The sequence below is a fragment of the Flagellimonas iocasae genome (genome assembly GCF_042682725.1).
Taxonomy (GTDB): domain Bacteria; phylum Bacteroidota; class Bacteroidia; order Flavobacteriales; family Flavobacteriaceae; genus Flagellimonas; species Flagellimonas iocasae.
The window spans coordinates 535,591-557,670 of the sequence record NZ_JBHUHU010000005.1 but is presented as its reverse complement, the minus strand read 5'-3'; the positions used below and the strand labels follow the sequence as shown (position 1 = coordinate 557,670).

General features: G+C 42.8%; 17 protein-coding genes. 11 read left to right on the top strand and 6 right to left on the bottom strand.

All coding sequences use genetic code 11. The annotated features are described in order from the left end of the window. Nucleotides 1-21: 21 nt before the first annotated feature. On the bottom strand, nucleotides 22-840 hold the full coding sequence (kdsA, locus tag ACFSJE_RS16510) for a 3-deoxy-8-phosphooctulonate synthase (RefSeq protein WP_379831974.1): 819 nt from the start codon (nucleotides 838-840) through the stop codon (nucleotides 22-24). Between the two features lie 70 nt (nucleotides 841-910). Here kdsA and ACFSJE_RS16505 point away from each other — a divergent pair, with 70 nt between their 5' ends. Next, entirely contained in the window at nucleotides 911-1,468 is a 558-nt protein-coding gene (locus tag ACFSJE_RS16505; protein WP_379831973.1) for a hypothetical protein, read from the top strand. Nucleotides 1,469-1,565: 97 nt separating this feature from the next. Then, nucleotides 1,566-3,365, top strand: a complete 1,800-nt coding sequence (typA, locus tag ACFSJE_RS16500) for a translational GTPase TypA (protein WP_379831972.1) — start codon at nucleotides 1,566-1,568, stop codon at nucleotides 3,363-3,365. 50 nt (nucleotides 3,366-3,415) lie between these two features. Here typA and ppgK read toward each other — a convergent pair whose 3' ends face one another. Both ppgK and ACFSJE_RS16490 read right to left on the bottom strand, forming a co-directional pair. Further along, on the bottom strand, nucleotides 3,416-4,177 hold the full coding sequence (gene ppgK, locus ACFSJE_RS16495) for a polyphosphate--glucose phosphotransferase (RefSeq protein WP_379831971.1): 762 nt from the start codon (nucleotides 4,175-4,177) through the stop codon (nucleotides 3,416-3,418). A 283-nt stretch (nucleotides 4,178-4,460) separates the two neighbouring features. Next, entirely contained in the window at nucleotides 4,461-5,144 is a 684-nt protein-coding gene (locus tag ACFSJE_RS16490) for a cell division ATP-binding protein FtsE (RefSeq protein ID WP_379831970.1), read from the bottom strand. A 146-nt stretch (nucleotides 5,145-5,290) separates the two neighbouring features. Here ACFSJE_RS16490 and ACFSJE_RS16485 point away from each other — a divergent pair, with 146 nt between their 5' ends. From ACFSJE_RS16485 to ACFSJE_RS16475, 3 genes are all read left to right on the top strand, one after another. After that, nucleotides 5,291-8,314 (top strand): tetratricopeptide repeat protein, encoded by a 3,024-nt coding sequence (locus ACFSJE_RS16485; protein ID WP_379831969.1) that lies wholly within the window; start codon nucleotides 5,291-5,293, stop codon nucleotides 8,312-8,314. 13 nt (nucleotides 8,315-8,327) lie between these two features. Continuing rightward, a complete protein-coding gene (locus ACFSJE_RS16480; protein WP_379831968.1) occupies nucleotides 8,328-10,079 on the top strand; it encodes a TonB-dependent receptor in 1,752 nt (583 codons plus the stop codon). An 81-nt stretch (nucleotides 10,080-10,160) separates the two neighbouring features. Next, nucleotides 10,161-11,279 (top strand): OmpA family protein, encoded by a 1,119-nt coding sequence (locus ACFSJE_RS16475; protein WP_379831967.1) that lies wholly within the window; start codon nucleotides 10,161-10,163, stop codon nucleotides 11,277-11,279. A 15-nt stretch (nucleotides 11,280-11,294) separates the two neighbouring features. Here ACFSJE_RS16475 and ACFSJE_RS16470 read toward each other — a convergent pair whose 3' ends face one another. Next, entirely contained in the window at nucleotides 11,295-11,618 is a 324-nt protein-coding gene (locus ACFSJE_RS16470) for a carboxypeptidase-like regulatory domain-containing protein (RefSeq protein WP_379831965.1), read from the bottom strand. A 166-nt stretch (nucleotides 11,619-11,784) separates the two neighbouring features. On the opposite strand from ACFSJE_RS16470, the gene ACFSJE_RS16465 reads away from it, so the two are divergent. Beyond that, nucleotides 11,785-12,864: an OmpA family protein gene (locus ACFSJE_RS16465; RefSeq protein ID WP_379831963.1), complete on the top strand. Its 1,080-nt coding sequence runs from the start codon at nucleotides 11,785-11,787 to the stop codon at nucleotides 12,862-12,864. Between the two features lie 47 nt (nucleotides 12,865-12,911). Then, nucleotides 12,912-14,531 (top strand): amidohydrolase, encoded by a 1,620-nt coding sequence (locus ACFSJE_RS16460; protein ID WP_379831962.1) that lies wholly within the window; start codon nucleotides 12,912-12,914, stop codon nucleotides 14,529-14,531. A 48-nt stretch (nucleotides 14,532-14,579) separates the two neighbouring features. Here ACFSJE_RS16460 and ACFSJE_RS16455 read toward each other — a convergent pair whose 3' ends face one another. Beyond that, nucleotides 14,580-15,110 (bottom strand): DUF2911 domain-containing protein, encoded by a 531-nt coding sequence (locus ACFSJE_RS16455; protein WP_379831961.1) that lies wholly within the window; start codon nucleotides 15,108-15,110, stop codon nucleotides 14,580-14,582. Between the two features lie 242 nt (nucleotides 15,111-15,352). On the opposite strand from ACFSJE_RS16455, the gene asnB reads away from it, so the two are divergent. From asnB to ACFSJE_RS16440, 3 genes are all read left to right on the top strand, one after another. Beyond that, nucleotides 15,353-17,023, top strand: coding sequence for an asparagine synthase B (gene asnB / locus ACFSJE_RS16450; RefSeq protein ID WP_379831960.1), 1,671 nt, complete (start codon nucleotides 15,353-15,355; stop codon nucleotides 17,021-17,023). 250 nt (nucleotides 17,024-17,273) lie between these two features. Next, the gene (gene gyrB / locus ACFSJE_RS16445) at nucleotides 17,274-19,214 is read left to right on the top strand and encodes a DNA topoisomerase (ATP-hydrolyzing) subunit B (protein WP_379831959.1); all 1,941 of its coding nucleotides are present in this window, start codon (nucleotides 17,274-17,276) and stop codon (nucleotides 19,212-19,214) included. A 72-nt stretch (nucleotides 19,215-19,286) separates the two neighbouring features. Beyond that, the gene (locus tag ACFSJE_RS16440; protein ID WP_379831958.1) at nucleotides 19,287-20,297 is read left to right on the top strand and encodes a DUF6588 family protein; all 1,011 of its coding nucleotides are present in this window, start codon (nucleotides 19,287-19,289) and stop codon (nucleotides 20,295-20,297) included. 80 nt (nucleotides 20,298-20,377) lie between these two features. On the opposite strand, the gene ACFSJE_RS16435 is transcribed toward ACFSJE_RS16440, so the two are convergent. Further along, nucleotides 20,378-20,749, bottom strand: coding sequence for a hypothetical protein (locus ACFSJE_RS16435; RefSeq protein ID WP_379831957.1), 372 nt, complete (start codon nucleotides 20,747-20,749; stop codon nucleotides 20,378-20,380). 241 nt (nucleotides 20,750-20,990) lie between these two features. Here ACFSJE_RS16435 and mdh point away from each other — a divergent pair, with 241 nt between their 5' ends. Continuing rightward, nucleotides 20,991-21,917, top strand: coding sequence for a malate dehydrogenase (gene mdh, locus ACFSJE_RS16430; RefSeq protein WP_379831956.1), 927 nt, complete (start codon nucleotides 20,991-20,993; stop codon nucleotides 21,915-21,917). Nucleotides 21,918-22,080: the final 163 nt, after the last annotated feature.

Genomic DNA, 22,080 nt, shown 5'->3' with positions numbered 1-22,080 from the left:
GTAAAATTTGAATTTATCGACTTATAGGGAGTTGATGGTCTTTCGGATAGCGGTTAAATCCGTCAATAATTTCTCCAACAAACTTAAATCCAACATGTTGGCGCCATCACTTTTTGCATTCGCTGGGTCAAAATGGGTCTCCATAAAAAGTCCATCAACACCAGCAGCGATTCCAGCTCGTGCCATGGTCCCAATCAATGCAGGACGACCTCCGGTCACCCCAGAAGATTGGTTGGGCTGTTGCAAGGAGTGGGTAACATCCAGAACCACAGGAGCATATTGCTTCATGGTAGGAATACCTCGAAAGTCCACAATCATGTCCTGATAACCAAACATTGTGCCTCTATCGGTAATGATGGCTTGTTCGTTGCCGGTTTCGGTGACTTTGGTCACGGCATGCTTCATACTTTCCGGACTCATGAACTGTCCTTTCTTCAAGTTGACGACCTTTCCGGTTTCGGCTGCGGCTACCACCAAATCGGTTTGGCGTACCAAAAAGGCAGGGATTTGAAGTACATCCACATATTCGGCAGCCATCGTGGCATCAGAAATTTCATGGATGTCTGTTACGGTAGGAACTTTGAAAGTTTCGGAAACCTTTCGCAATATCTTCAATGCTTTTTCATCCCCAATCCCAGTGAAGGAATCAATGCGACTGCGATTTGCCTTTTTAAAACTTCCTTTAAAAACATAAGGAATCTCAAGTTTATCCGTGATGGAAACTACTTTTTCGGCAATCCGCATGGCCATTTCCTCGCCTTCTATGGCACAAGGACCGGCCAAAAGGAAAAAATTATTGCTTTCTACATGTTTTATCTGAGGAATGGCTTCTAGTCGCATCAACTTAAATTTTCCACAAAAATACTATTTTGATGATGTATATGTTATACTAGTACCAAATTTACCTACTATGCGCTCTTTCCTTGTTTTGGCGATGTTATGTTTTGGCACGTTCGTCCATTCCCAATATGGCAAAAACTGTGAGATTCGCCAGATAAAGCTCAACATCTTCAATCCGGGGTTAGAGTACGAAATGGGTATAGGGGTCAACAGCACATTGGACTTTAGGGTAGCTTGGCAAGTGGCGTTGGAGCCGGCAAGCACAGAACCCTATGATAATTTGGATTTCTTTCCGGCCATTACGGCCCAATATCGATACTACCACAATTTCAATGGCCGCTACCACCGAAGAAGGTCCATTTATGGAAATTCTGGAAACTATATTGCCCCTACAGTGGCGATGTTCTCTCCTGGAGAACGAATTGTGGAGGGGCAATTGGTGGATGGTGTGCATGGGTATGGTGGTCTGGTCTATGGCATTCAGCGGAGTTATAATTCAGGCTTAAGCTTTTCCATTGATGCCGGCGCCGGATACTACGCAGGACCGTTCAAAGGAACTATTCTTCCCGTAGTGAACCTTAGTATCGGTTGGATTATTAGCGAAAAACGATGGTGTGTAGGTCTTTAGGTTTTGAAACCCCTCAAAATCAATAAGATAAAAATAACATTTCCTTGTGTGTGCGAGAAGAAAATAGCAGTATCTTTGCGGGCTTAAAAATCAGGTTATGTCCAAGATTAAAAACATTGCTATCATTGCCCACGTTGACCACGGGAAGACCACCTTGGTTGATAAAATCATGTACCACTGCCAGTTGTTCCGAGATAACGAGAACAAGGGCGATTTAATTTTGGACAACAACGACCTGGAACGGGAGCGAGGAATCACCATTGTTTCCAAGAACGTTTCCGTGGTCTACAAAGACACCAAAATCAATATTATTGATACCCCTGGGCACGCCGATTTCGGTGGAGAGGTAGAGCGTGTTCTAAACATGGCCGATGGGGTTTTGTTGTTGGTGGATGCTTTTGAAGGCCCTATGCCACAAACCCGTTTTGTATTGCAAAAAGCCATCGATTTGGGCTTGAAACCCTGCGTGGTCATCAATAAAGTGGATAAGGAAAACTGTACCCCAGAGGAAGTACACGAAAAAGTGTTCGATTTGATGTTTGAATTGGGTGCGGAAGAATGGCAGTTGGATTTCCCTACCGTTTATGGTTCTGCCAAGCAGAATTGGATGAGCGAGGATTGGCAAAAACCAACCAGCAATATTGAGCCACTTTTGGATATGGTGTTGGAGCATGTTCCTGAGTTTAAACCTGAGCAAGGTTCCACCCAGATGTTGATCACTTCTTTGGATTTTTCATCTTTTACGGGTCGAATCGCCATTGGTCGTTTGCAACGTGGAACGCTGAAGGAAGGTCAACCCATTTCATTGGTAAAAAGAGACGGTAGAGTTGTAAAATCCAGAATCAAGGAGTTGTACACTTTTGAAGGATTGGGTCGAATCAAGGTTGAGGAAGTAAGAACAGGTGATATCTGCGCTATTGTAGGTGTTGAAGGTTTTGAAATTGGTGATACGGTTGCCGATTTTGAAAATCCTGAAAAATTGAAGACCATCGCCATTGATGAACCCACCATGAGCATGTTGTTCACTATCAACGACAGCCCATTTTTTGGAAAAGATGGAAAATTTGTGACTTCAAGGCACATTAAAGAACGTTTGGAGAAGGAGTTGGAGAAAAACTTGGCCCTTCGGGTGAATGAAACCAATAGTGCCGATAAATTCATGGTTTTTGGTCGTGGAGTATTGCACCTTTCCGTTTTGATTGAGACGATGCGTCGCGAAGGATACGAACTTCAAATTGGTCAGCCCCAGGTAATCATTAAAGAGATTGATGGAGTAAAATGTGAGCCTGTGGAACACCTAACCATTGATTTGCCTGAGGAAGTTTCTGGAAGGGCAGTGGAAATGGTGTCCATCCGAAAAGGGGAGATGACCAGTATGGAGTCCAAAGGTTCCCGTATGATTTGTGAATTCATCATTCCATCACGTGGAATCATCGGATTGCGTAACCAATTGCTTACCGCTACTGCTGGTGAGGCCATAATGTCGCACCGATTTTTGGAATATCAACCCTTGAAAGGTGAAATTGCACAGCGCCAGAATGGTTCCTTGGTTTCCATGGAAAACGGAACAGCGATTCCTTACTCCATTGATAAATTGCAAGAGCGAGGTAAGTTTTTTATTGATCCGGGAGAGGATATCTATGAAGGACAGGTAATCGGTGAAAACTCGCGTGGGGATGATATGGCGGTGAATGTGACCAAGACCAAAAAACTGTCAAACGTTCGTTCTTCAGGTGCTGACGAGAAGGCCAAAATTGTACCGGCCATCAAATTTTCATTGGAAGAAGCCTTGGAATACATCCAAAAAGATGAGTACGTTGAGGTAACACCGAATCACTTGCGACTACGTAAAATTTACTTGAAGGAAGTAGATCGTAAGCGAAACAAGATAGACTAGAAGAAAAAACGGGGAGCAAAATGCTCCCCGTTTTTTTTCTTTAAAAGTTTTTATTGACTAAAATGGCCGTGGTGTTGCTCACGAAGACAGGCCACGGCTGCACCTATAATTCCTGCGTGGTTCATCAGTTCCGCTTTGATTACGTGGGTTTCAATGTCGATATGGTGGCTGAATTCCTCCCAATCTTTTGAGGTACCCCCGCCGATGATGATTAAATCTGGAGAAACGATGAGCTCCACCAATTGAAGAAATTTATTGAAGCGCTTGCCCCATTTTTTATAGCTCAGACCTTCGCGCTCCTTGGCCGAAGCAGCGGCCCATTTTTCTATCTTCTTGTATTTTTTGTAGGGAATCTGGCCCAACTCAAAATTGGGAATCAGTTTGCCATTATAAAAAGCGCCACTTCCCAGACCGGTACCAATCGTGATCATGATCACAAGTCCATTTTTACCTTTTCCCGCACCATAATTCATGGAAGCATAGCCTGCGGCATCAGCATCATTGAGTACGGTAAATTCCTGTCCTGTTTTTTCGGTGAACAACTCATCAATATTGACACCAACCCAACTTGGATGAAGATTTCCGGGAGAAAGACAAACCCCATTTTTAACGATGGAAGGAAAACCACAGCCTACGGGGCCTTTGTAGTTAAAATGTTCCACAATTTCGGCCACCACTTGGGCCATTTCATCGGGTTTTCTGGATTTTGGGGTTGGGATTCGATAGCGTTCCGTCAACATTTCACCAGTTTCAGCATTGACCAAAGCACCTTTTATGCCCGATCCGCCAATATCAATTCCAAGAATATCCATACAGGAAAGAGATTTATTTAGGCAAAGAAACGAAAAGTTTTGCGCATCACAGAGTTGCGAGGTAAATCATTCAATTTTATGGGTAAAGGACAAAGGGTGCAAGGGTAACATGTCCATGGGTGCGCTCTTGGTTCTTGAACTTTCACTTGGGTTTGATAAGCCTGCCTGCCGCAGACAGGAATTTCGTTAATAGGAACGAATGCTCATATTTGAATTTATCAAATGCTTCATAAAAATGATGCTTGTAAATTGGACATTGTTAATTGTGTATTGTCCAATGGTATCACATCGCCTTTTGGATGACCTCAAACATTTTACTGTCATCACATTTTAAGGTCTTGTGCGGATATTTTAAAATGAGAGCGTAATCGTGGGTGGCCATTACAATGGTGCGTCCATTTTGGTTGATATCCTGCAATACCTTCATGACTTCCACGCTGGTCTGAGGATCTAAATTCCCGGTGGGCTCGTCAGCGAGAATAAGTTCAGGGTCGTTCAAAAGCGCACGTGCAATGGCAATACGTTGTTGTTCACCTCCTGAGAGTTCATGGGGGAACTTAAACCCTTTGGTTTTCATGCCCACCTTGGTCAATACCTCCTCTATTTTGGAATCCATTTTGGAATCATCTGTCCATCCGGTGGCCTTGAGCACAAACCGAAGGTTGTTATTGACGTTTCGGTCTGGCAGCAATTTAAAATCTTGGAAGACGATGCCTAGTTTCCTGCGTAAAAAAGGGATGTCTTTTTCTTGGAGTTGTTTCAAGTCAAAATCAGCCACCGAGGCATCGCCCTGTTTGAGTGGGATATCGGCATAGAGCGTTTTCATGAAGCTACTTTTTCCACTGCCGGTCTTTCCAATGACATAGACAAATTCTCCCTTCTTCACTTCCAGATTGACATCCTTTAAAACAAGGTTATCATTTTGAAATACGGCAACATCCTGTAATTTTACGATGGTCTCGGGCATAATATCACTTTGAGTGAATAAAAGTACTAAGTTCTGGAATTATGTATGATTTTATTAGCATAATTATAAGATCTTAGTTTTTAAATATACTTTGGCTCAAATTTTGACGTTATGGTAAAAGTCAGTCGAGAACAGCGTAGAACACTATGAATCGAAAAAACCTCCTTTTGTTTCCCATTATTTTGGGAACTTTTTTTGTGCTTTCCGCACAGGAAACCAAGATATATACCCACGAAAATAAAGCGTATCAAGATGCCCTGGCCCTGTACAATAATGAACAGTACCAAGCGGCCCAGACCATTTTTGAAAAGGTAAAATCTTCCACCACGGATTACGAAACCGAAGCCAACAGCGCGTACTATGCCGCCAATGCCGCCATTCGGTTAAACCAGCGTGGTGCCGATAAAATGATGGAGGATTTTGTGGACCGATATCCTACCTCCACCAAACGAAATTCCGCTTTTTTGGATGTGGCCGATTATTATTTTGAGACCGGAAAATACCCATATGCCCTAAAATGGTATAAGAAGGTGGATGAGTCCTCCATGTCCTATGCTGATCAACAGCGTTTTAATTTCAATAATGGGTACGCACTTTACGCATCCAAGCAACCCAAGGATGCCGAGCGGTATTTGAACAAGGTAAGCACATCTCAAAAATATGGTTCGCAGGCCAAATATTATTTGGGTTATATCGCCTACGAACAAGATGATTATGACCAAGCCAGTGCTCGTTTCGACCAAATTACCGACCCCAATCTACTCAATGAAAAGCTTTCGTACTATCAGGCCGACTTGAATTTTAAATTGGGCAATTTTGAGGAAGCTATCGCCATGGCAGAAAAGCAAATGGCAAAGTCAGACCGTAACGAACAATCCGAACTCAACAAAATCATTGGTGAAAGCTATTTCAACCTAGAACAGTACGACAAGGCCATCCCGTATTTGGAAAAATACCGAGGGAAACGTGGCCGAATGAACAATACGGATTACTATCTGTTGGGGTACAGCCATTACAAACAGGGCGATTACCAAGCGGCCATCCAGCAATTCAACAAAATTATTGGGGAGACCAACAGCGTTTCTCAAAACGCCTACTACCATTTGGCGGAGTGCTATTTAAAATTGGATAAGAAATCCGAAGCGCTCAATGCGTTCCGAAATGCTTCACAAATGGACTTCAGCCCAGAAATCCAAAAAGATGCTTGGCTAAACTATGCCCGATTGAGCTATGAAATTGGGAATGCCTACGAACCTGTTCCGCAGGTTTTGACTTCCTATCTGGAAAAATATCCAAGAGATCAGTACCAAATGGAAATCCAGGAACTTTTGGTGGATTCCTACATCACCTCGAAAAATTTTGAGGGCGCCATGAAGCTTTTGGAGGAGAATAAAAACTATGCCAGCAAGGAAACCTATCAAAAAGTAGCCTACTACCGAGGCATTGAATTGTTTATTGATGGCGATTATGAAGCGGCGGTGGAGCGTTTTTCCAAATCGTTGAAAAGCGCAGAGAACAAATCTTTTGAAGCAAGAACACTCTATTGGAAAGGCGAGGCGGAGTATCGCTTGAACCGATTCGAAGAGGCCTTAGTGGATTTTGTGCAGTTCCAGAAGCTTCCAGCGGCACGCTCCATGTCAGAATACGAGGAGTTGGACTACAATTTGGGCTATTGTTATTTTAAGTTGAAGGATTACAACAACGCTATCGCCTATTTCAAAAATGTGGTCAATTCCAGTGCTTTGGATGCACAGCGCAAGAATGATGGCTATCTGCGATTGGGTGACAGTTATTTTGTGACCAGCAAATACCAATTGGCCATGCGGGCCTATGATGAATCGTCCAAAATGAATGGTCCGGAGCGTGATTATGCCGCCTTCCAAAAAACATTATGTAGTGGTTTTTTGGGAAATAGTTCCGCAAAAATTGAAGGTTTAAACGAGTTTTTAACGATGTACCCCACTTCATCACTACGTGATGATGCACTATTTGAATTGGGGAACTCACTCATAACAGCCAATCAAGAAGCAAGGGGATTGCAAACCTATGACCGTTTGATTGAGGAATACCCAACAAGCAAATTTGCACCGCGAGGTATGTTGCGCCAAGGACTGGTGCACTACAACGCAAGCAGAAATAGCCAAGCTTTGGACAAGTTGAAGTTGGTGGTGCAAAAATATCCCAATACCCAAGAGGCGAAACAAGCAGTGGCAACCGCCAAATTGGTCTATGTGGATGAAGGCCGGGTAAGCGAATATGCCGCTTGGGCCCGAAACTTGGATTTCGTGGAAGTCACCGATACTGAACTGGATAATGCCAGTTTTGAATCCGCAGATCGCAAATATGTGGAAGGAAAAACCGATGCGGCCATTAAGGGATACGAAGATTATCTTAAAGAATTCCCGAATGGATTGCATGCACAGAATGCCAATTTCTCACTCGCTCAGCTTTATTTTTCAAAAGGGGAAAAGGATAAGGCCCTGCCCAAATATCAAGCTGTGGCCAATGGGGGTACTGGGGAATACACTGAGCAGGCGTTGACGCGTGTTTGTGAAATCTATGTAGAAAAACAAGATTACCAAAGTGCCATTCCCTACTTGAAAAAATTGGAAAGCACGGCGGATATTTCGGAAAACCGGACGTTTGCCCAATCCAACCTCATGAAAGGATTTTATGGTCAAAAAGATTACAGTCAGACCATAGCCTACGCCGAAAAAGTTTTAAAAGCACCGAAGATTGATGACCGCATTAAAAGTGATGCCCAGATCATGATTGCGCGTTCTGCGATTGCGACCAACAATGAAGCGTTGGCAAAAACAGCCTATCAGGATGTAAAGAAGATTGCCACTGGAGAACTTGCTGCAGAGGCTTGGTATTACGATGCGTATTTTAAAAATCAAGATGGAAATTACGAAGCGTCCAATGTGGCAGTCCAAAAATTGGCGAAGGATTATTCGGCCTATAAAGAGTGGGGTGGAAAAGGACTGATAATTATGGCCAAGAACTTCTACAATTTGGGTGATGCCTTCCAAGCTACCTATATTTTGGAAAGTGTGACCAAAAACTTTTCTGAGTTTGATGAGATTGCAACAGAGGCAAAAGAGGAATTGGCACGAATAAAGGCCAAGGAGGCGGAGAGCAATTCATCGGTTAGCCCTGATGAAAACTAAATCGAGACACAGCATGCAAAAGAGAACCTATATATTTTCAACACTTTTTTTGAGCCTTTTCGGAGCCCTTGTAGCACAGGAAACCGACAACATTGGGACTGAAACGGTAACGGTGGTAAAACCGTATTCCCCTACCGTTTCGGATGCCTTTAAGATTAAATCGGCACCCAGTCTCAATGACTCCATTGTACTTCAAAAAAAGGATATCAACTACAGCATATTTTCCGTACCGGTGGCGTCTACTTTTACCCCGGCCAAGGGAAAAGCTTCGGGTGTGGAAAAGACCCCACCACCTACTTTGTACAATTCGTATGCTTCGGTTGGGTTGGGCAATTACAATAATGCCTTGGTGGATTTTTATACCAGTCGCGAATTCAATAGAGGGGAGGATTTGTTGGATTTTGGACTAACACACCATTCATCACGAGGCGATATAGATTCAACACCTTTAGATACCGAATTCTACAACACCAAATTGGATGCTTCGTATGCCAAAAAGGACCGTTACATGGATTGGGGTGCCAGTATTGGGCTTCAACACCAGTTATACAATTGGTATGGGATTGAAAATGGTGAATTTGCCGAAACTACCGTGGCAGATATGGATGAGAAGCAGAATTACTTCAATGCTGAAGCCAAGGCCCATTTGAATATGGAAGATTCCTTCTTTAAAAAAGGAAATATTTTGTTGCGTCGTTTTTGGGATGCTACGGAATCGGCAGAGAATAGGGTAGTGGTGAACCCCACTATTGAACTTCCCATTACCGAAGAACTGATTACCATTGGTGTAAAGTTGGACTATGTGGGTGGAAACTTTAAAAATGCTTCGCTTAACAATACGGTCAACGCTGGTGAAATCAATTACAGCCTTTTTCAAGCGGGTGTGAACCCTAGCTTGTTGATTCTTCGGGATGATTTGACCGTGAATCTGGGAGCCAATTTTGTCTTTGGAATGGACACTGAAAATAGTGACAGCAACTTTTACATCTACCCGGCCATAACCGCTTCATACCGACTCTTGGATGAAAATGTCATTGCTTATGGTGGTATTGAGGGAGATCTCCATCAAAATTCATATCACGATTTTGTGGATGAAAACCCATACGTTTCCCCAACCTTGACAATTGCACCTACCGACCAACAATATATTGGCTATGTGGGATTGAAGGGTCAGTTGCTATCCAATGTTGGATACAATATTAAAGGTTCCTACACGGCAGAAAACATGAAACCGTTGTTCTTTTTGAATCCGGAAAACACCTTTAGGGATGATGAGAAGAGCTATTTTTACGGAAACTCCTTTCAAGTTTTTTATGATGATGTAAAAACCTTGGGCATTTTTGGGGAATTGAATGTGGATGTCAACCGCAACTTTACCTTGGGCATCAACGCCGAATTCTACGATTACGATACGGAAACTGACAATCCAGCTTGGAATTTACCTTCCATAAAAGGTTCTGTTTTTATGGATTATCAAATCAATGACCAATGGTATATGGGTGCTAACCTATTCTATGTGGGTGAGCGTGATGATTTATTGGCTTTGGCCGAGCAAAATGCCACACCTTCCGAATTTCCAGCTTCCATTGTTACCTTGGATGGCTATTTTGATGCCAATGCGCATGTGGGGTATCACTTCAACCAACAACTCTCCATTTTTGTGAAAGCAAGTAACATCGCCAACAGCGATTATCAACGTTGGGCCAATTTTAGGGTGCAAGGTTTTCAAGCTTTAGCGGGGGTTTCTTATAAGTTTGACTTCTAAATCCTGTAGGAGAATACGCAATAAAATGTTAAAAAGGGCGTTTTAAATCCCCTGCCCGTATATTTCTTTTGACATATAGGGGTGGTTCCAAATGAATTGGAAATCATGTTGTTGCGATTCTTTCACATAGTGCCCGCTCTGGTATTCACCTTGTTGTGTACAACACTGCAATCCCAAAATTTGGTTCAAAATGGGGGGTTTGAGGACTATTTGCACTGTCCCGATAAAATGAGCAATCTAAACAAGGATGCCAAGTATTGGAGCGCACCGAGTTTGGGAACTACCGATTACTTTAATGAATGCAGTAAGACCAAGTTGGGCATCCCCATGAACTTTAAGGGAAAACAAGAAGCTTTTGAAGGTTCGGCCTACGCGGGACTGTACTTGTTTGCTCCGGATGATTATCGGGAATACATTCAGGTATCGTTGAAAGAAACTTTGGAGAAAGGGCATAGATACCGATTGATGCTTTACATTAGCCTTGCCGAAAAATCAGATGGGGCGGTTCGTGATTTTGGCAGTGTTTTTTCGGAAAAACCGTTGTCCATTCACACAAAAAGACAGCTCTCCCATGCGTCGTTGTCCTCCCAAAGTGTTCAGACTACCCATATGAAACAATTTCCAGAAAATGGTTTCCACGACAACAAGGAAAAATGGATGCAGTTGAGTTTGGATATTGTAGCGAAGGGTTTTGAAAACTACTTGATTCTGGGCAATTTTATGAGCAATGCCGCCACACGTTATATGGATTTTAAGGACGCATCTCCCCGGACCGAGGGCTATTCATACTACTATATTGATGATATTTCCTTGACCTATTTGGGACCCGAGTACAAACCCAATGAAGTGTATGTGCTGGACCATGTCAATTTTAATTTTGATAAGTTCGACTTGCAGCCCAAGGCCAAACAAAGTCTTCAGGATGTTTACGACTACCTCAAGAAGAATCCTAACCTAAAGGTTGCTATCAGTGGACATACCGATGATTTGGGCTCAGACGAGTACAACGATGTGCTTTCCAAGGAAAGAGCAGGTTCCGTGGCCAGGTATCTCATCAAATTGGGATTGGAGAAAAATCGAATCACTTCAAAAGGATATGGAGACAAAGTACCTCTGGATAGTGCCCAAACCGATCAGGCCCGAAGGAAAAACCGCAGGGTGGAGTTTGTAATGACCGAGTTTGAGGATGATAATGAGTAATGCGGTGAGCCGCAACTATTGCCTTTCCAAAAGTTTTCTTAGTTCCTCATCGTACTGCAGCACAATTTCTCCCGCACTTCCACCACTTAAAACAAAGAAAGATTCGGTTTTGTACCCTTGGGAGCTAATATTTATTTTCCAGTGGAAATTCTTTTCGTTCTCAATGGAGAAATTGCCATCAAAGTCTGTGTAGGCAACTTCGTTTGTCTCATTGATTTCAACAGCGGCCAAATAAATGGGGAGGCCCAATTCATCAATGATTTTTCCAGTAACTACATTCTGGCCCATTCCAAAAAGAGGGAATGAGAATAGTGCCAGCATAAAGATTACTATTCGCATTACAGAAAGATTTGGACTATAGTAACGTTTCTTATCCCTATTTAGTATGAAGAAAATTGGAATGAAATGTTGAGAGCCTTGGTTGTAAAAATCAGAGGCACAGCAATATAAATTATAAATGTGCGTTCTTAAGCATGACGGGAACCTAAGCTAAACACAGTTTATAATGGGGTACCGTATAGTATTATTCAGCATCAGTTTGCTAGTGTCCATGACACTTTCCGCGCAAAACTTGATTTTAAATCCAGGATTTGAGAATTATAGTAGCTGTCCAAACAGCATAACGAGCATGGATGTTCTTCTTGAGGACGTTACAGTGCCAACATCCAGTTCCGGGGATTATTTCCACGAATGTGGTTCAGAGGACTTTGGTGTTCCCACCAACTTTAAAGGGACCCAAAAAGCATCGGAAGGTTCCGGTTATGTAGGGCTTTATTTCTATGCCCTTAACGATTATCGGGAGTACATTCAGTTGAACACCTCCAAAAAACTACGTGAAAAACATCCGTATAAAATTTCGTTGCAGGTGAGTTTGGCCGAAACTTCCAAGTTGGCCATGAAAACCATGTCAATCATGTTGATGAACAAAAAAATAAAGGTTCCCAATAGTTCGGTGCTCACGGCTTCTCGATTGGACTTGGAGAATGATGTTCAATTTCATGAGGTGAAATTAAAGGCTGATAATTCTATCTCCGATAAAGAAGGCTGGGTTACGCTATCGGCAGAATTCGATGCTAAAGGGTTTGAGACACAAATCATTTTGGGGAATTTCCAGACCAACGAAGCCACCCAACTTTTACAATCCGATAAAAGTCCCTTATCCGGCGATTTTTCATACTACTTCGTTGATAATTTCATCTTGGAAGAATTACCTAGAGTGAATTACGAAGAAGATAAGATTTACGTTTTGGAGCACAACCCATTTGAACCCAAAGGGTATGAGTTGGATGCCAAAGCCATTGCCGACATTCAAAAAATCTTTAAGTTCCTCAAAGAAAATGCTGAGGTGCAAATGAAGATTACAGGACATTCCGATAATATTGGCACTACAGAGTACCACAAATTTATCTCTTCTCTTAGAGCAAGAGCGGTTGCACTCCATCTAAAAAAGTTGGGCATAGCGGATGGCCGAATTGTTTGGGAAGGGGTTGGGGATACCAAGCCTTTAAAGAGCAATAAGTCCAAAGCAAATGGTTTTGAAGACGGTAGGATAGAGTTCGTGATGACCAAGTTTGAGGATCAATAAGTTGCCCATTCCCCCGCATTTTCTATTTTTGAGGAAACCAGCTCTCCATGAAAAAGTTTCTTCTCTTTTGTTCTGTTGCGTTCTTCTTGTCCTGTAATACCAAGGAGGAAGTAGACCTTATCGTTTATAATGCCAATATTTATACAGTTGACGAAGATTTTTCCAAGGCTACGGGCATGGCCGTTAAAGATGGGAAAATTATCGCTGTGGGCGAAACAGACTTTATTCAAAAAAAATACACCGCTAAAGAAGAACTGGACACCGAAGGAAAAACCATCGTACCGGGATTAATAGACGCCCACTGTCATTTTTACGGCTTGGGATTGAATCAACAGATAGTGGATTTGGTGGGAACCACCAGTTTTGATGAAATTCTGGAGAAAGTGGTCGCTTTTCAAAAAGAGCGTCCTTCCAATTTCATTATGGGTAGTGGTTGGGATCAAAATGATTGGGAAGAAAAGGAATTTCCCACCAAGGACAAACTGGATGAATTGTTTCCGGATACCCCAGTTGCCTTGGAACGTATTGATGGTCATGCCCTGGTGGTGAATCAAAAAGCATTGGATTTGGCTGGAATTACGGATGAAACAACGGTTGAAGGTGGGGAAATCGTTAAAAAGGACGGCAAAATCACGGGTGTACTGGTAGACAATCCCATGGGAATGATTTATGCCGTGATGCCTCAACCTAGTAAGGAAACCCAAATTCAGGCCCTAAAAGATGCCGAAAAGCTATGTTTGGATTATGGCTTGACCACGGTTAATGATGCAGGATTGGACAGGGCTACCATCGAACTCATTGACAGCTTGCAACAAGCCGGTGAATTGTCCATCCGCATCTATGCCATGGTGAGCAATTCCCCTGAAAATCTGGATTATTTTCTGAATAAAGGCATCATTAAAACTGAGGGACTCGATGTCCGCTCCGTAAAGGTGTATGGCGATGGTGCTTTGGGCTCTAGAGGTGCAGCGCTTCGAGCACCGTATTCCGACCAACCCGGTCACTTTGGTGCTATGGTTACTCGAGTGGACCAGATTGGGGCTTTGGCAGAACGTATTGCGGCTTCGGATTACCAAATGAATACCCATGCCATTGGCGATTCGGCCAATATTGTGGTGCTACGGGCCTATCAAAAAGCGTTGGAAGGAAAAAAAGACCGTAGGTGGAAGGTGGAACATGCCCAAGTGATTTCCCAACCCGACTTTGATTATTTTGAAGCGGGAATCATCCCTTCCGTACAGCCTACCCATGCTACTAGTGATATGTACTGGGCCGAAGACCGTTTGGGTCCTGAGCGGGTCAAAGGAGCCTATGCATACAAACAATTGTTGGACAAAGCAGGTCTTGTGGCTTTGGGAACGGATTTTCCAGTAGAAAAGGTGAGTCCATTCTTGACATTCTATGCCGCAGTGGCACGCCAAGATTTGGAAAATTATCCTGAAGGTGGTTACCAAATGGAGAATGCCCTTTCCAGGGAGGAAACCTTAAAAGGAATGACCATCTGGGCAGCCTATTCCAATTTTGAAGAGCATGAAAAAGGAAGCATTGAACCCGGAAAATTTGCGGATTTTGTCATTTTGAGTGATGACATCATGATCATGCCCATAAATGGTGTTCCAAACCTAAAAGCGGAACAGGTTTTTGTGGGGGGTGTTTCCATGAAATAAAAAAAGCGGACACAAGGCCCGCTTTTAAATAGTATAAAAAGTTTTTCCTTAGAAAGTCATCGGTAAGGTAGCTCTTGCGGTACCCCATCCCATCACCAAATCTCCACTGTCATCAAAAGCAATTGAAAAAGCTTCTAATTCCTCGTCATCGGTGCTGGCTTTGGCAGTAACTCGGGCTACATCGGCAGCGCTGTCATAAGAGTAAGCGCCCCATTGGTGCAAATTACTGTTCAAAATAACGGTCCATTCATCTTCACCAGGAATAGTGAACAAAGAATACGTACCCGCTTTAATAGATTGTCCCCCAACAGTGGCATCTTTATAAAAGGTGATTTCGGTGGCTTCATTGGCTCCGGTTCTCCAAACTTTTCCTTTAGGTGCCAATTCATCCAAACTACGACCTTTTAACTGTGGTCTGCTATAGATGATTCTAGCAGCTTTGTCCATTTCACGTGAACTGGATGGATAATACGCAATATCGGCTGGACTCTTGTCCAAACCACTGAATTTCTGTGCGGTGGCTTCAGTCGTGAAAACCATAGCAAGGGTTAAAAAAGCAAATAAGAATACATTTTTCATGATTGTGATTTTAGTTGTTTTCAAAACTAGGGTGTTATTAAATGGTGTTTTTATAAAAAGACGTTAAAATTTATGAACCTTACAAAACGATCAATTTTAAGTCGATGTTCCGGTATTCAATTACGATGTGACATATAAATTCATATAATAATTTCATATTATAATAAATTTTTATTTAAAGCTTTTATTTAAAAAGTGTATGGTCAATATTTGCATGAAAATTGTTATTAAAAAATTTTGATATGTGTGGAATTGTATGCGCGTTTGATGTAAAGGAAAGCACGGAAGTGTTGCGCCCCCAATTGTTGGAAATGTCCAAGAAAGTTAGACACAGAGGTCCAGATTGGAGTGGTATTTATTCAGACGATAAGGCCATTTTGGCCCATGAAAGATTAGCTATTGTTGATCCTGCTTCAGGAAAACAGCCGTTGTTCAGTGCGGACGGCAAATTAGTGTTGGCAGCTAATGGCGAAATATATAACCATCAAGAACTCAGAAAGCAATTTGAGGGTAAATACGATTTTAAAACCCAATCTGACTGTGAGGTGATTTTGGCGCTTTACCAAGAAAAGGGACCTGACTTCATTGATGAAATGAACGGAATTTTTGGGTTTGCCATCTATGATAGTGAAAAGGACGAATATTTTATAGCCCGAGACCACATGGGAATCATTCCCCTTTATATCGGTTGGGATAAAAACGGAACGTTCTATGTTGCTTCCGAATTGAAAGCATTGGAAGGTACCTGTTCCAAAATTGAATTGTTCCCTCCGGGACACTACTTGCATAGCTCTACAGGGGAATTTGTAAGATGGTACGAGCGGGATTGGATGGAGTATGATGCCGTGAAGGAAAACGAAACCAGTATCCAGGCCATTAAAGATGCCTTGGAAGCTGCCGTGCACCGTCAATTGATGTCCGATGTGCCTTATGGTGTGTTGCTATCCGGAGGATTGGATTCTTCGGTAACCTCAGCCATAGCAAAAAGATATTCCCAAAAAAGAATTGAATCTGGTGATACCACCGATGCGTGGTGGCCACAATTGCATTCATTCTCTGTGGGATTGGAAGGATCTCCTGACTTAGCTGCGGCCCAAAAGGTTGCGAAACATATCGGAACCATCCATCATGAAATTAAATTCACCATCCAAGAAGGGTTGGATGCTATCAAAGATGTTATCTACAACTTGGAAACCTATGATATCACTACCATTCGAGCTTCCACTCCAATGTACTTGATGGCCCGTGTCATCAAATCCATGGGGATTAAAATGGTACTTTCCGGCGAGGGAGCTGATGAATTGTTCGGGGGATATCTATACTTCCACAAGGCACCAAGCCCAAAAGATTTCCATGAAGAAACCGTGCGAAAACTGAGTAAGTTGCATATGTACGATTGTCTTCGAGCCAACAAATCACTAGCTGCATGGGGTATTGAAGGTCGGGTTCCATTTTTGGACAAAGAGTTTATGGACGTAGCCATGAGCATCAACCCAAAAGATAAGATGATCAATGGTGAGCGCATGGAAAAATGGGTGGTCCGTAAGGCTTTTGAATCCTATTTGCCCGAAAGTGTGGCTTGGAGACAGAAAGAACAGTTTTCCGATGGTGTGGGATACAGTTGGATTGATACCCTGAAAGCTATGGTTGCTGAGGAAATATCGGATGAGCAATTGGCCAACGCACACTTTAAATTTCCAATACAGACTCCAACATCCAAGGAAGAATACTACTACCGTTCCATCTTTGAAAGTCATTTCCCATCAGATGCCGCTGCTTTGAGCGTTCCGCAAGAACCTTCAGTGGCTTGTAGCACCAAAATTGCTTTGGAGTGGGATGAGGCCTTCAAAAACATGAACGATCCTTCTGGAAGAGCGGTTGCTAAGGTACACACCGATGCCTACGAGAAATAACCAACCCATCATACGGAAATGTAGTAAGAAGATGCTGTTTTGTTTCATTTTCAATTAGTCGGAAAAGCCCCTTGCACAAGGGGCTTTTTGCATTTCATCGATGGTAATCCACGCCCTGCTCAAAAAGGGTCGTTTTCCACAGGTTTTTGTTGATAACTTAGGGTGCCCAGAAGGGTGCAACGGCCTAATTTCGAGGGGTATTCTTTATATTTGTAAGATTTGAAAAATTCAAGGCAAATACGAAGAATATATGAGCGAAGAAGCGAATAAGAAAATGTACTCAGCGGACAGTATCCAGGCCCTAGAAGGCATGGAACACGTGCGCATGAGGCCTTCCATGTACATTGGGGATGTTGGGGTGCGCGGATTGCACCATTTGGTTTATGAAGTAGTGGATAACTCCATTGATGAGGCCATGGGTGGTCACTGCGATTCCATTGAAGTTATTATTAACGAGGACAATTCCATCACCACAAAAGATAATGGACGGGGTATTCCTGTTGATCTTCACAAAAAAGAAGGTGTTTCCGCTCTTGAAGTGGTCATGACCAAAATTGGGGCCGGTGGTAAATTTGACAAAGATTCCTATAAAGTTTCCGGTGGTCTTCATGGTGTTGGGGTTTCTGTAGTAAACGCTCTTTCTGTTCATCTAAAAGCAACGGTTTACCGGGATGGAAAGATTTGGGAGCAGGAATATGAACGTGGAAAAACCCTTTATCCTGTCAAAAGTGTTGGGGAAAGCAAAGAGACCGGTACCATTGTCACCTTTATGCCGGATGATACCATCTTCACACAAACCACAGAATACAGTTATGAGACCTTGTCCAATAGAATGCGCGAGCTTTCCTATTTGAACAAAGGCGTAACCATAACGCTTACCGATAAGCGCAACAAAGACGAAAAAGGAGAGTTTATTTCAGAAACTTTCCATTCTGAAGAAGGTCTTAAGGAATTTATCAAATTCTTGGATGGAAACCGAGAACCGCTTACCCAAAGCGTCATTGCAATGGAAGGGGAGAAAAATGGAATTCCTGTGGAAGTGGCCATGGTGTACAATACCGGCTATACCGAAAACCTTCATTCCTACGTAAACAATATCAACACGCATGAAGGAGGTACCCACCTTTCCGGATTTAGAAGGGGATTGACCACAACCTTGAAAAAGTATGCCGATAATTCCGGTATGTTGGATAAGTTGAAGTTCGAGATTTCTGGAGATGATTTCCGGGAAGGACTTACTGCTATCGTTTCGGTAAAAGTAGCCGAACCACAGTTTGAAGGTCAGACCAAGACCAAATTGGGGAACCGGGAAGTGACCAGCGCGGTTAGCCAAGCCGTATCTGAGATGTTGACCGATTATTTGGAAGAACACCCAGAGGATGCCAAACTAATTGTTGAAAAAGTAAAATTGGCCGCTCAAGCCAGACATGCCGCTGCCAAAGCGCGTGAAATGGTACAGCGTAAAAACCCAATGAGTGTTGGGGGGCTGCCCGGAAAATTGTCAGATTGCTCCGAACAAGACCCCACCAAATGCGAAGTTTTCTTGGTTGAGGGTGATTCCGCGGGTGGAACTGCAAAACAAGGGCGTGATAGAAACTTTCAGGCCATTCTACCACTTCGTGGTAAAATCTTGAACGTGGAAAAAGCCATGCAGCATAAGGTTTTTGAAAACGAGGAAATCAAGAACATTTATACCGCTTTAGGGGTTACCATCGGAACAGAAGAAGACAGCAAAGCTTTGAATTTGGATAAGCTTCGGTATCATAAAGTGGTCATCATGTGTGATGCGGATGTGGATGGTAGCCACATTGAAACTTTGATTCTTACCTTCTTCTTTCGTTATATGAGGGAGTTGATTGAAGGGGGACACGTTTACATCGCTACGCCACCACTTTATTTGGTGAAAAAAGGAGCAAAAAGAAGATATGCTTGGAACGATAAGGAGCGTGATGCTATCATCGCTGAAATGAGCGGAGGAGCAAGCATCCAACGTTACAAAGGTCTCGGTGAGATGAATGCAGAGCAATTGTGGGACACCACTATGAACCCCGAATTCAGGACGTTGCGTCAGGTAAGCATTGATAATGCTACCGAATCAGACCGAATCTTCTCCATGTTGATGGGTGACGAAGTGCCACCAAGACGTGAATTTATCGAGAAAAATGCCGTCTATGCCAACATAGATGTATAGATAACAGTCTTTTCACAACAAAAACTCGCTCTTACAGGGCGAGTTTTTTAGTTTTAGGAAAAATTTTACAAAATGAAACGGATTATTTTGTTGGTCGCACTCAGTGTTGTGACCTTTTCCAAAGCTCAAGATTTAAACGACCTCTTCGTTTCTGGTGTCAATGATGCCGAACGTTTTGCCAATGCCTATTTGGCTCCCGTATCAGAAGCCTCAATTTACAGTATGTCCAATGGATGGTACAATACCGCCGATGCCAAACCATTGGGTGGTTTTGAAATTTCAATCATTGGAAACATCACAGGCTTTAAAAACAAGGATGACAAGAAAGCATTTATTTTGGACCCCAATGACTATGAAAACTTGGATTTTGTGAATAATCCAGGTCAGGCTAGACCTGTTTCTACCGCCTTGGGTGATATTGAAGGTATTACAGTTTTCGTTGAAGATGAGAATGGGCTGTTCAGAGAAGAATTTGAACTGCCTACAGGATTGGCAGCCGAAGATTTCAACTTTATTCCATCCGGTTACATTCAAGGAAGTGTGGGATTGGTAAAAGGCCTTGAAGTAAAAGCGCGCTTTTTGCCCAAAATCAAGTTTGATGATGATGCCAAAATCGGACTTTTTGGTGCTGGTATCCAGTATGATTTTACCAAAATGCTTCCAGCGGATAAATTATTGCCCGTTGCCATTTCTGCGGTTATTGGCTATACCGGACTTACAGGGGAATATGATTTTACCGATTCCAATGTAATTGATGGAGCAGACCAACGCATCGATGCAAGTTTTAAGACTTGGAATTTCAGTGCGGTGGTGTCTACCCGCAAAATCCCTGTAATCAACTTCTACGGAGGATTGGGTTATATCACTGGTAAATCAGATATCGACCTATTGGGTACATATACAGTTACTTCTGGACCTTTTCAAACGACCTACACAGACCCGTTCAGCGTGTCTAAAAAGGCGAGTGGGGTAACCGCCAATTTGGGAACAAAAATTAAACTGGGCTTCTTTAGGCTCAATGCAGATTATAACTTTTCGGAGTTCAGCACCTTCACCTTTGGTGTCAACTTCGGATTCAGATAATACCAAACCAATTAACCAACCATTAAAAAGGCCCCAACCGTCGTTGGGGCCTTCTATTTTCATATAAGTAGTCTTCCTGTCTATTCCCTGGTGGCGAAGACCGAACCGTTCTCCAGGGCTAAAATTTCTGGGTTACTGCTTTGTTCCAAACTAACGCTGATATCCTCAACTTGCGGATCACCATAAATGATGGTATAGACCCCATTTTCTTGGGACCATTTAAAATCAGTGTAAAAAACTAGTTTGGAGTTGGAATAACTTTGGTACCTGCCCAAATATACATCGTTGAAAATCCATTCTTCCCGAGCTGACTCGGCACTCTTACCGTTTACTGTTGAAGATTCAGTTTTGGCCCAGACGCCCAAAATGGGATCGTTGTTCTCTGGGATACGGCTACAGTTGCTTATGGCGATAATGCCAATAATGGACAACAATGAAAAGAGCTTTTTCATAGGTCAAGTAGGTTAAATTTGGGACTAATAAAACGTGGGTTTGTAAGAAATTATTGCCAAAGCATTCCAAAAGATATCATGGAAATGAAATTCTTCGATGAACTGCACATTTTGTTAACAACCTTAGAGATTCGTTGGAATTGTGTTACTAGTCAAAATCCGAACGTAAAACTGTTAGAAGTCAGTAGTATTCTGAGCTAAATGCCGTATTTTTGAGCGATTAAAATTTAAACCTATACAAATGAAAGTTACCGTAGTTGGAGCAGGCGCAGTTGGAGCAAGCTGTGCAGAGTATATAGCAATAAAGGATTTTGCAGCTGAAGTTGTTTTGTTGGACATTAAGGAAGGATACGCAGAAGGAAAAGCCATGGATTTAATGCAAACGGCCTCTCTAAATGGTTTTGACACCAAAATCACCGGAAGTACCAACGATTATTCCAAGACGGCCAATAGTGATATTGTGGTAATTACTTCAGGGATTCCACGTAAACCAGGAATGACCCGTGAGGAACTTATAGGAATCAATGCGGGAATCGTAAAGACCGTAGCCACGAATCTTTTGGAGCATTCACCCAACGCAACGGTTATTGTGGTGAGCAACCCTATGGATACCATGACCTATTTGGTGCACAAAGCCACAGGTTTGCCACGAAACAAAATTATAGGAATGGGTGGTGCTTTGGACAGTGCCCGTTTTAAATATAGATTGGCTGAGGCTTTGGATGCACCCATTTCTGACGTGGACGGAATGGTTATCGGAGGACACAGTGATACCGGTATGGTTCCGTTGATTGCCCATGCTACCCGAAACAGTATTAAGGTTTCCGAATTTCTTTCCGAAGAAAAAATGCAGTGGGTGGTTGAAGAAACCAAAGTTGGCGGTGCTACCTTAACCAAATTATTGGGAACCAGTGCTTGGTATGCTCCTGGAGCAGCCGTTTCTGGATTGGTTCAGGCCATTGCATGCGACCAAAAGAAAATGTTCCCATGTTCCACCCTTTTGGAAGGGGAGTACGACCTTGATGATATCTGTATCGGGGTACCTGTGATTTTAGGTAAAAACGGTATCGAAAAAATCGTTGAAATTGAATTGACCGATGCCGAAAAGGCCAAAATGCAGGAAAGTGCCGAAGGGGTGAAAAAGACTAATGGCCTCCTCGACGTTTAATTTCAAGTAAACCAAAATTAGAATTGTCATTTCGAGCTGGCTTCCTGAGCGCCCTGCCGGGCGGGCAGGAAGTCGAAGGAAAAGGGACTAACCCAATACATGAAATTGGGAATTTTTCACCCCATAGTTCGAAATGACAATTTTGTTTTAGGGTATCCAGTTA

Excerpts from the sequence above, each read along its gene's own strand:
- ACFSJE_RS16480 (WP_379831968.1), top strand. The coding sequence starts at position 8,328 with ATGCAAAAGAGAACCTATATATTTTCAACACTTTTTTTGAGCCTTTTC.
- ACFSJE_RS16435 (WP_379831957.1), bottom strand. The coding sequence starts at position 20,749 with ATGAAAAAGCTCTTTTCATTGTTGTCCATTATTGGCATTATCGCCATA.
- typA (WP_379831972.1), top strand. The coding sequence starts at position 1,566 with ATGTCCAAGATTAAAAACATTGCTATCATTGCCCACGTTGACCACGGG.
- ppgK (WP_379831971.1), bottom strand. The coding sequence starts at position 4,177 with ATGGATATTCTTGGAATTGATATTGGCGGATCGGGCATAAAAGGTGCT.
- mdh (WP_379831956.1), top strand. The coding sequence starts at position 20,991 with ATGAAAGTTACCGTAGTTGGAGCAGGCGCAGTTGGAGCAAGCTGTGCA.
- ACFSJE_RS16455 (WP_379831961.1), bottom strand. The coding sequence starts at position 15,110 with ATGAAAAATGTATTCTTATTTGCTTTTTTAACCCTTGCTATGGTTTTC.
- ACFSJE_RS16465 (WP_379831963.1), top strand. The coding sequence starts at position 11,785 with ATGGGGTACCGTATAGTATTATTCAGCATCAGTTTGCTAGTGTCCATG.
- ACFSJE_RS16505 (WP_379831973.1), top strand. The coding sequence starts at position 911 with ATGCGCTCTTTCCTTGTTTTGGCGATGTTATGTTTTGGCACGTTCGTC.
- asnB (WP_379831960.1), top strand. The coding sequence starts at position 15,353 with ATGTGTGGAATTGTATGCGCGTTTGATGTAAAGGAAAGCACGGAAGTG.
- ACFSJE_RS16470 (WP_379831965.1), bottom strand. The coding sequence starts at position 11,618 with ATGCGAATAGTAATCTTTATGCTGGCACTATTCTCATTCCCTCTTTTT.
- gyrB (WP_379831959.1), top strand. The coding sequence starts at position 17,274 with ATGAGCGAAGAAGCGAATAAGAAAATGTACTCAGCGGACAGTATCCAG.
- ACFSJE_RS16460 (WP_379831962.1), top strand. The coding sequence starts at position 12,912 with ATGAAAAAGTTTCTTCTCTTTTGTTCTGTTGCGTTCTTCTTGTCCTGT.
- ACFSJE_RS16485 (WP_379831969.1), top strand. The coding sequence starts at position 5,291 with ATGAATCGAAAAAACCTCCTTTTGTTTCCCATTATTTTGGGAACTTTT.
- ACFSJE_RS16490 (WP_379831970.1), bottom strand. The coding sequence starts at position 5,144 with ATGCCCGAGACCATCGTAAAATTACAGGATGTTGCCGTATTTCAAAAT.
- kdsA (WP_379831974.1), bottom strand. The coding sequence starts at position 840 with ATGCGACTAGAAGCCATTCCTCAGATAAAACATGTAGAAAGCAATAAT.
- ACFSJE_RS16440 (WP_379831958.1), top strand. The coding sequence starts at position 19,287 with ATGAAACGGATTATTTTGTTGGTCGCACTCAGTGTTGTGACCTTTTCC.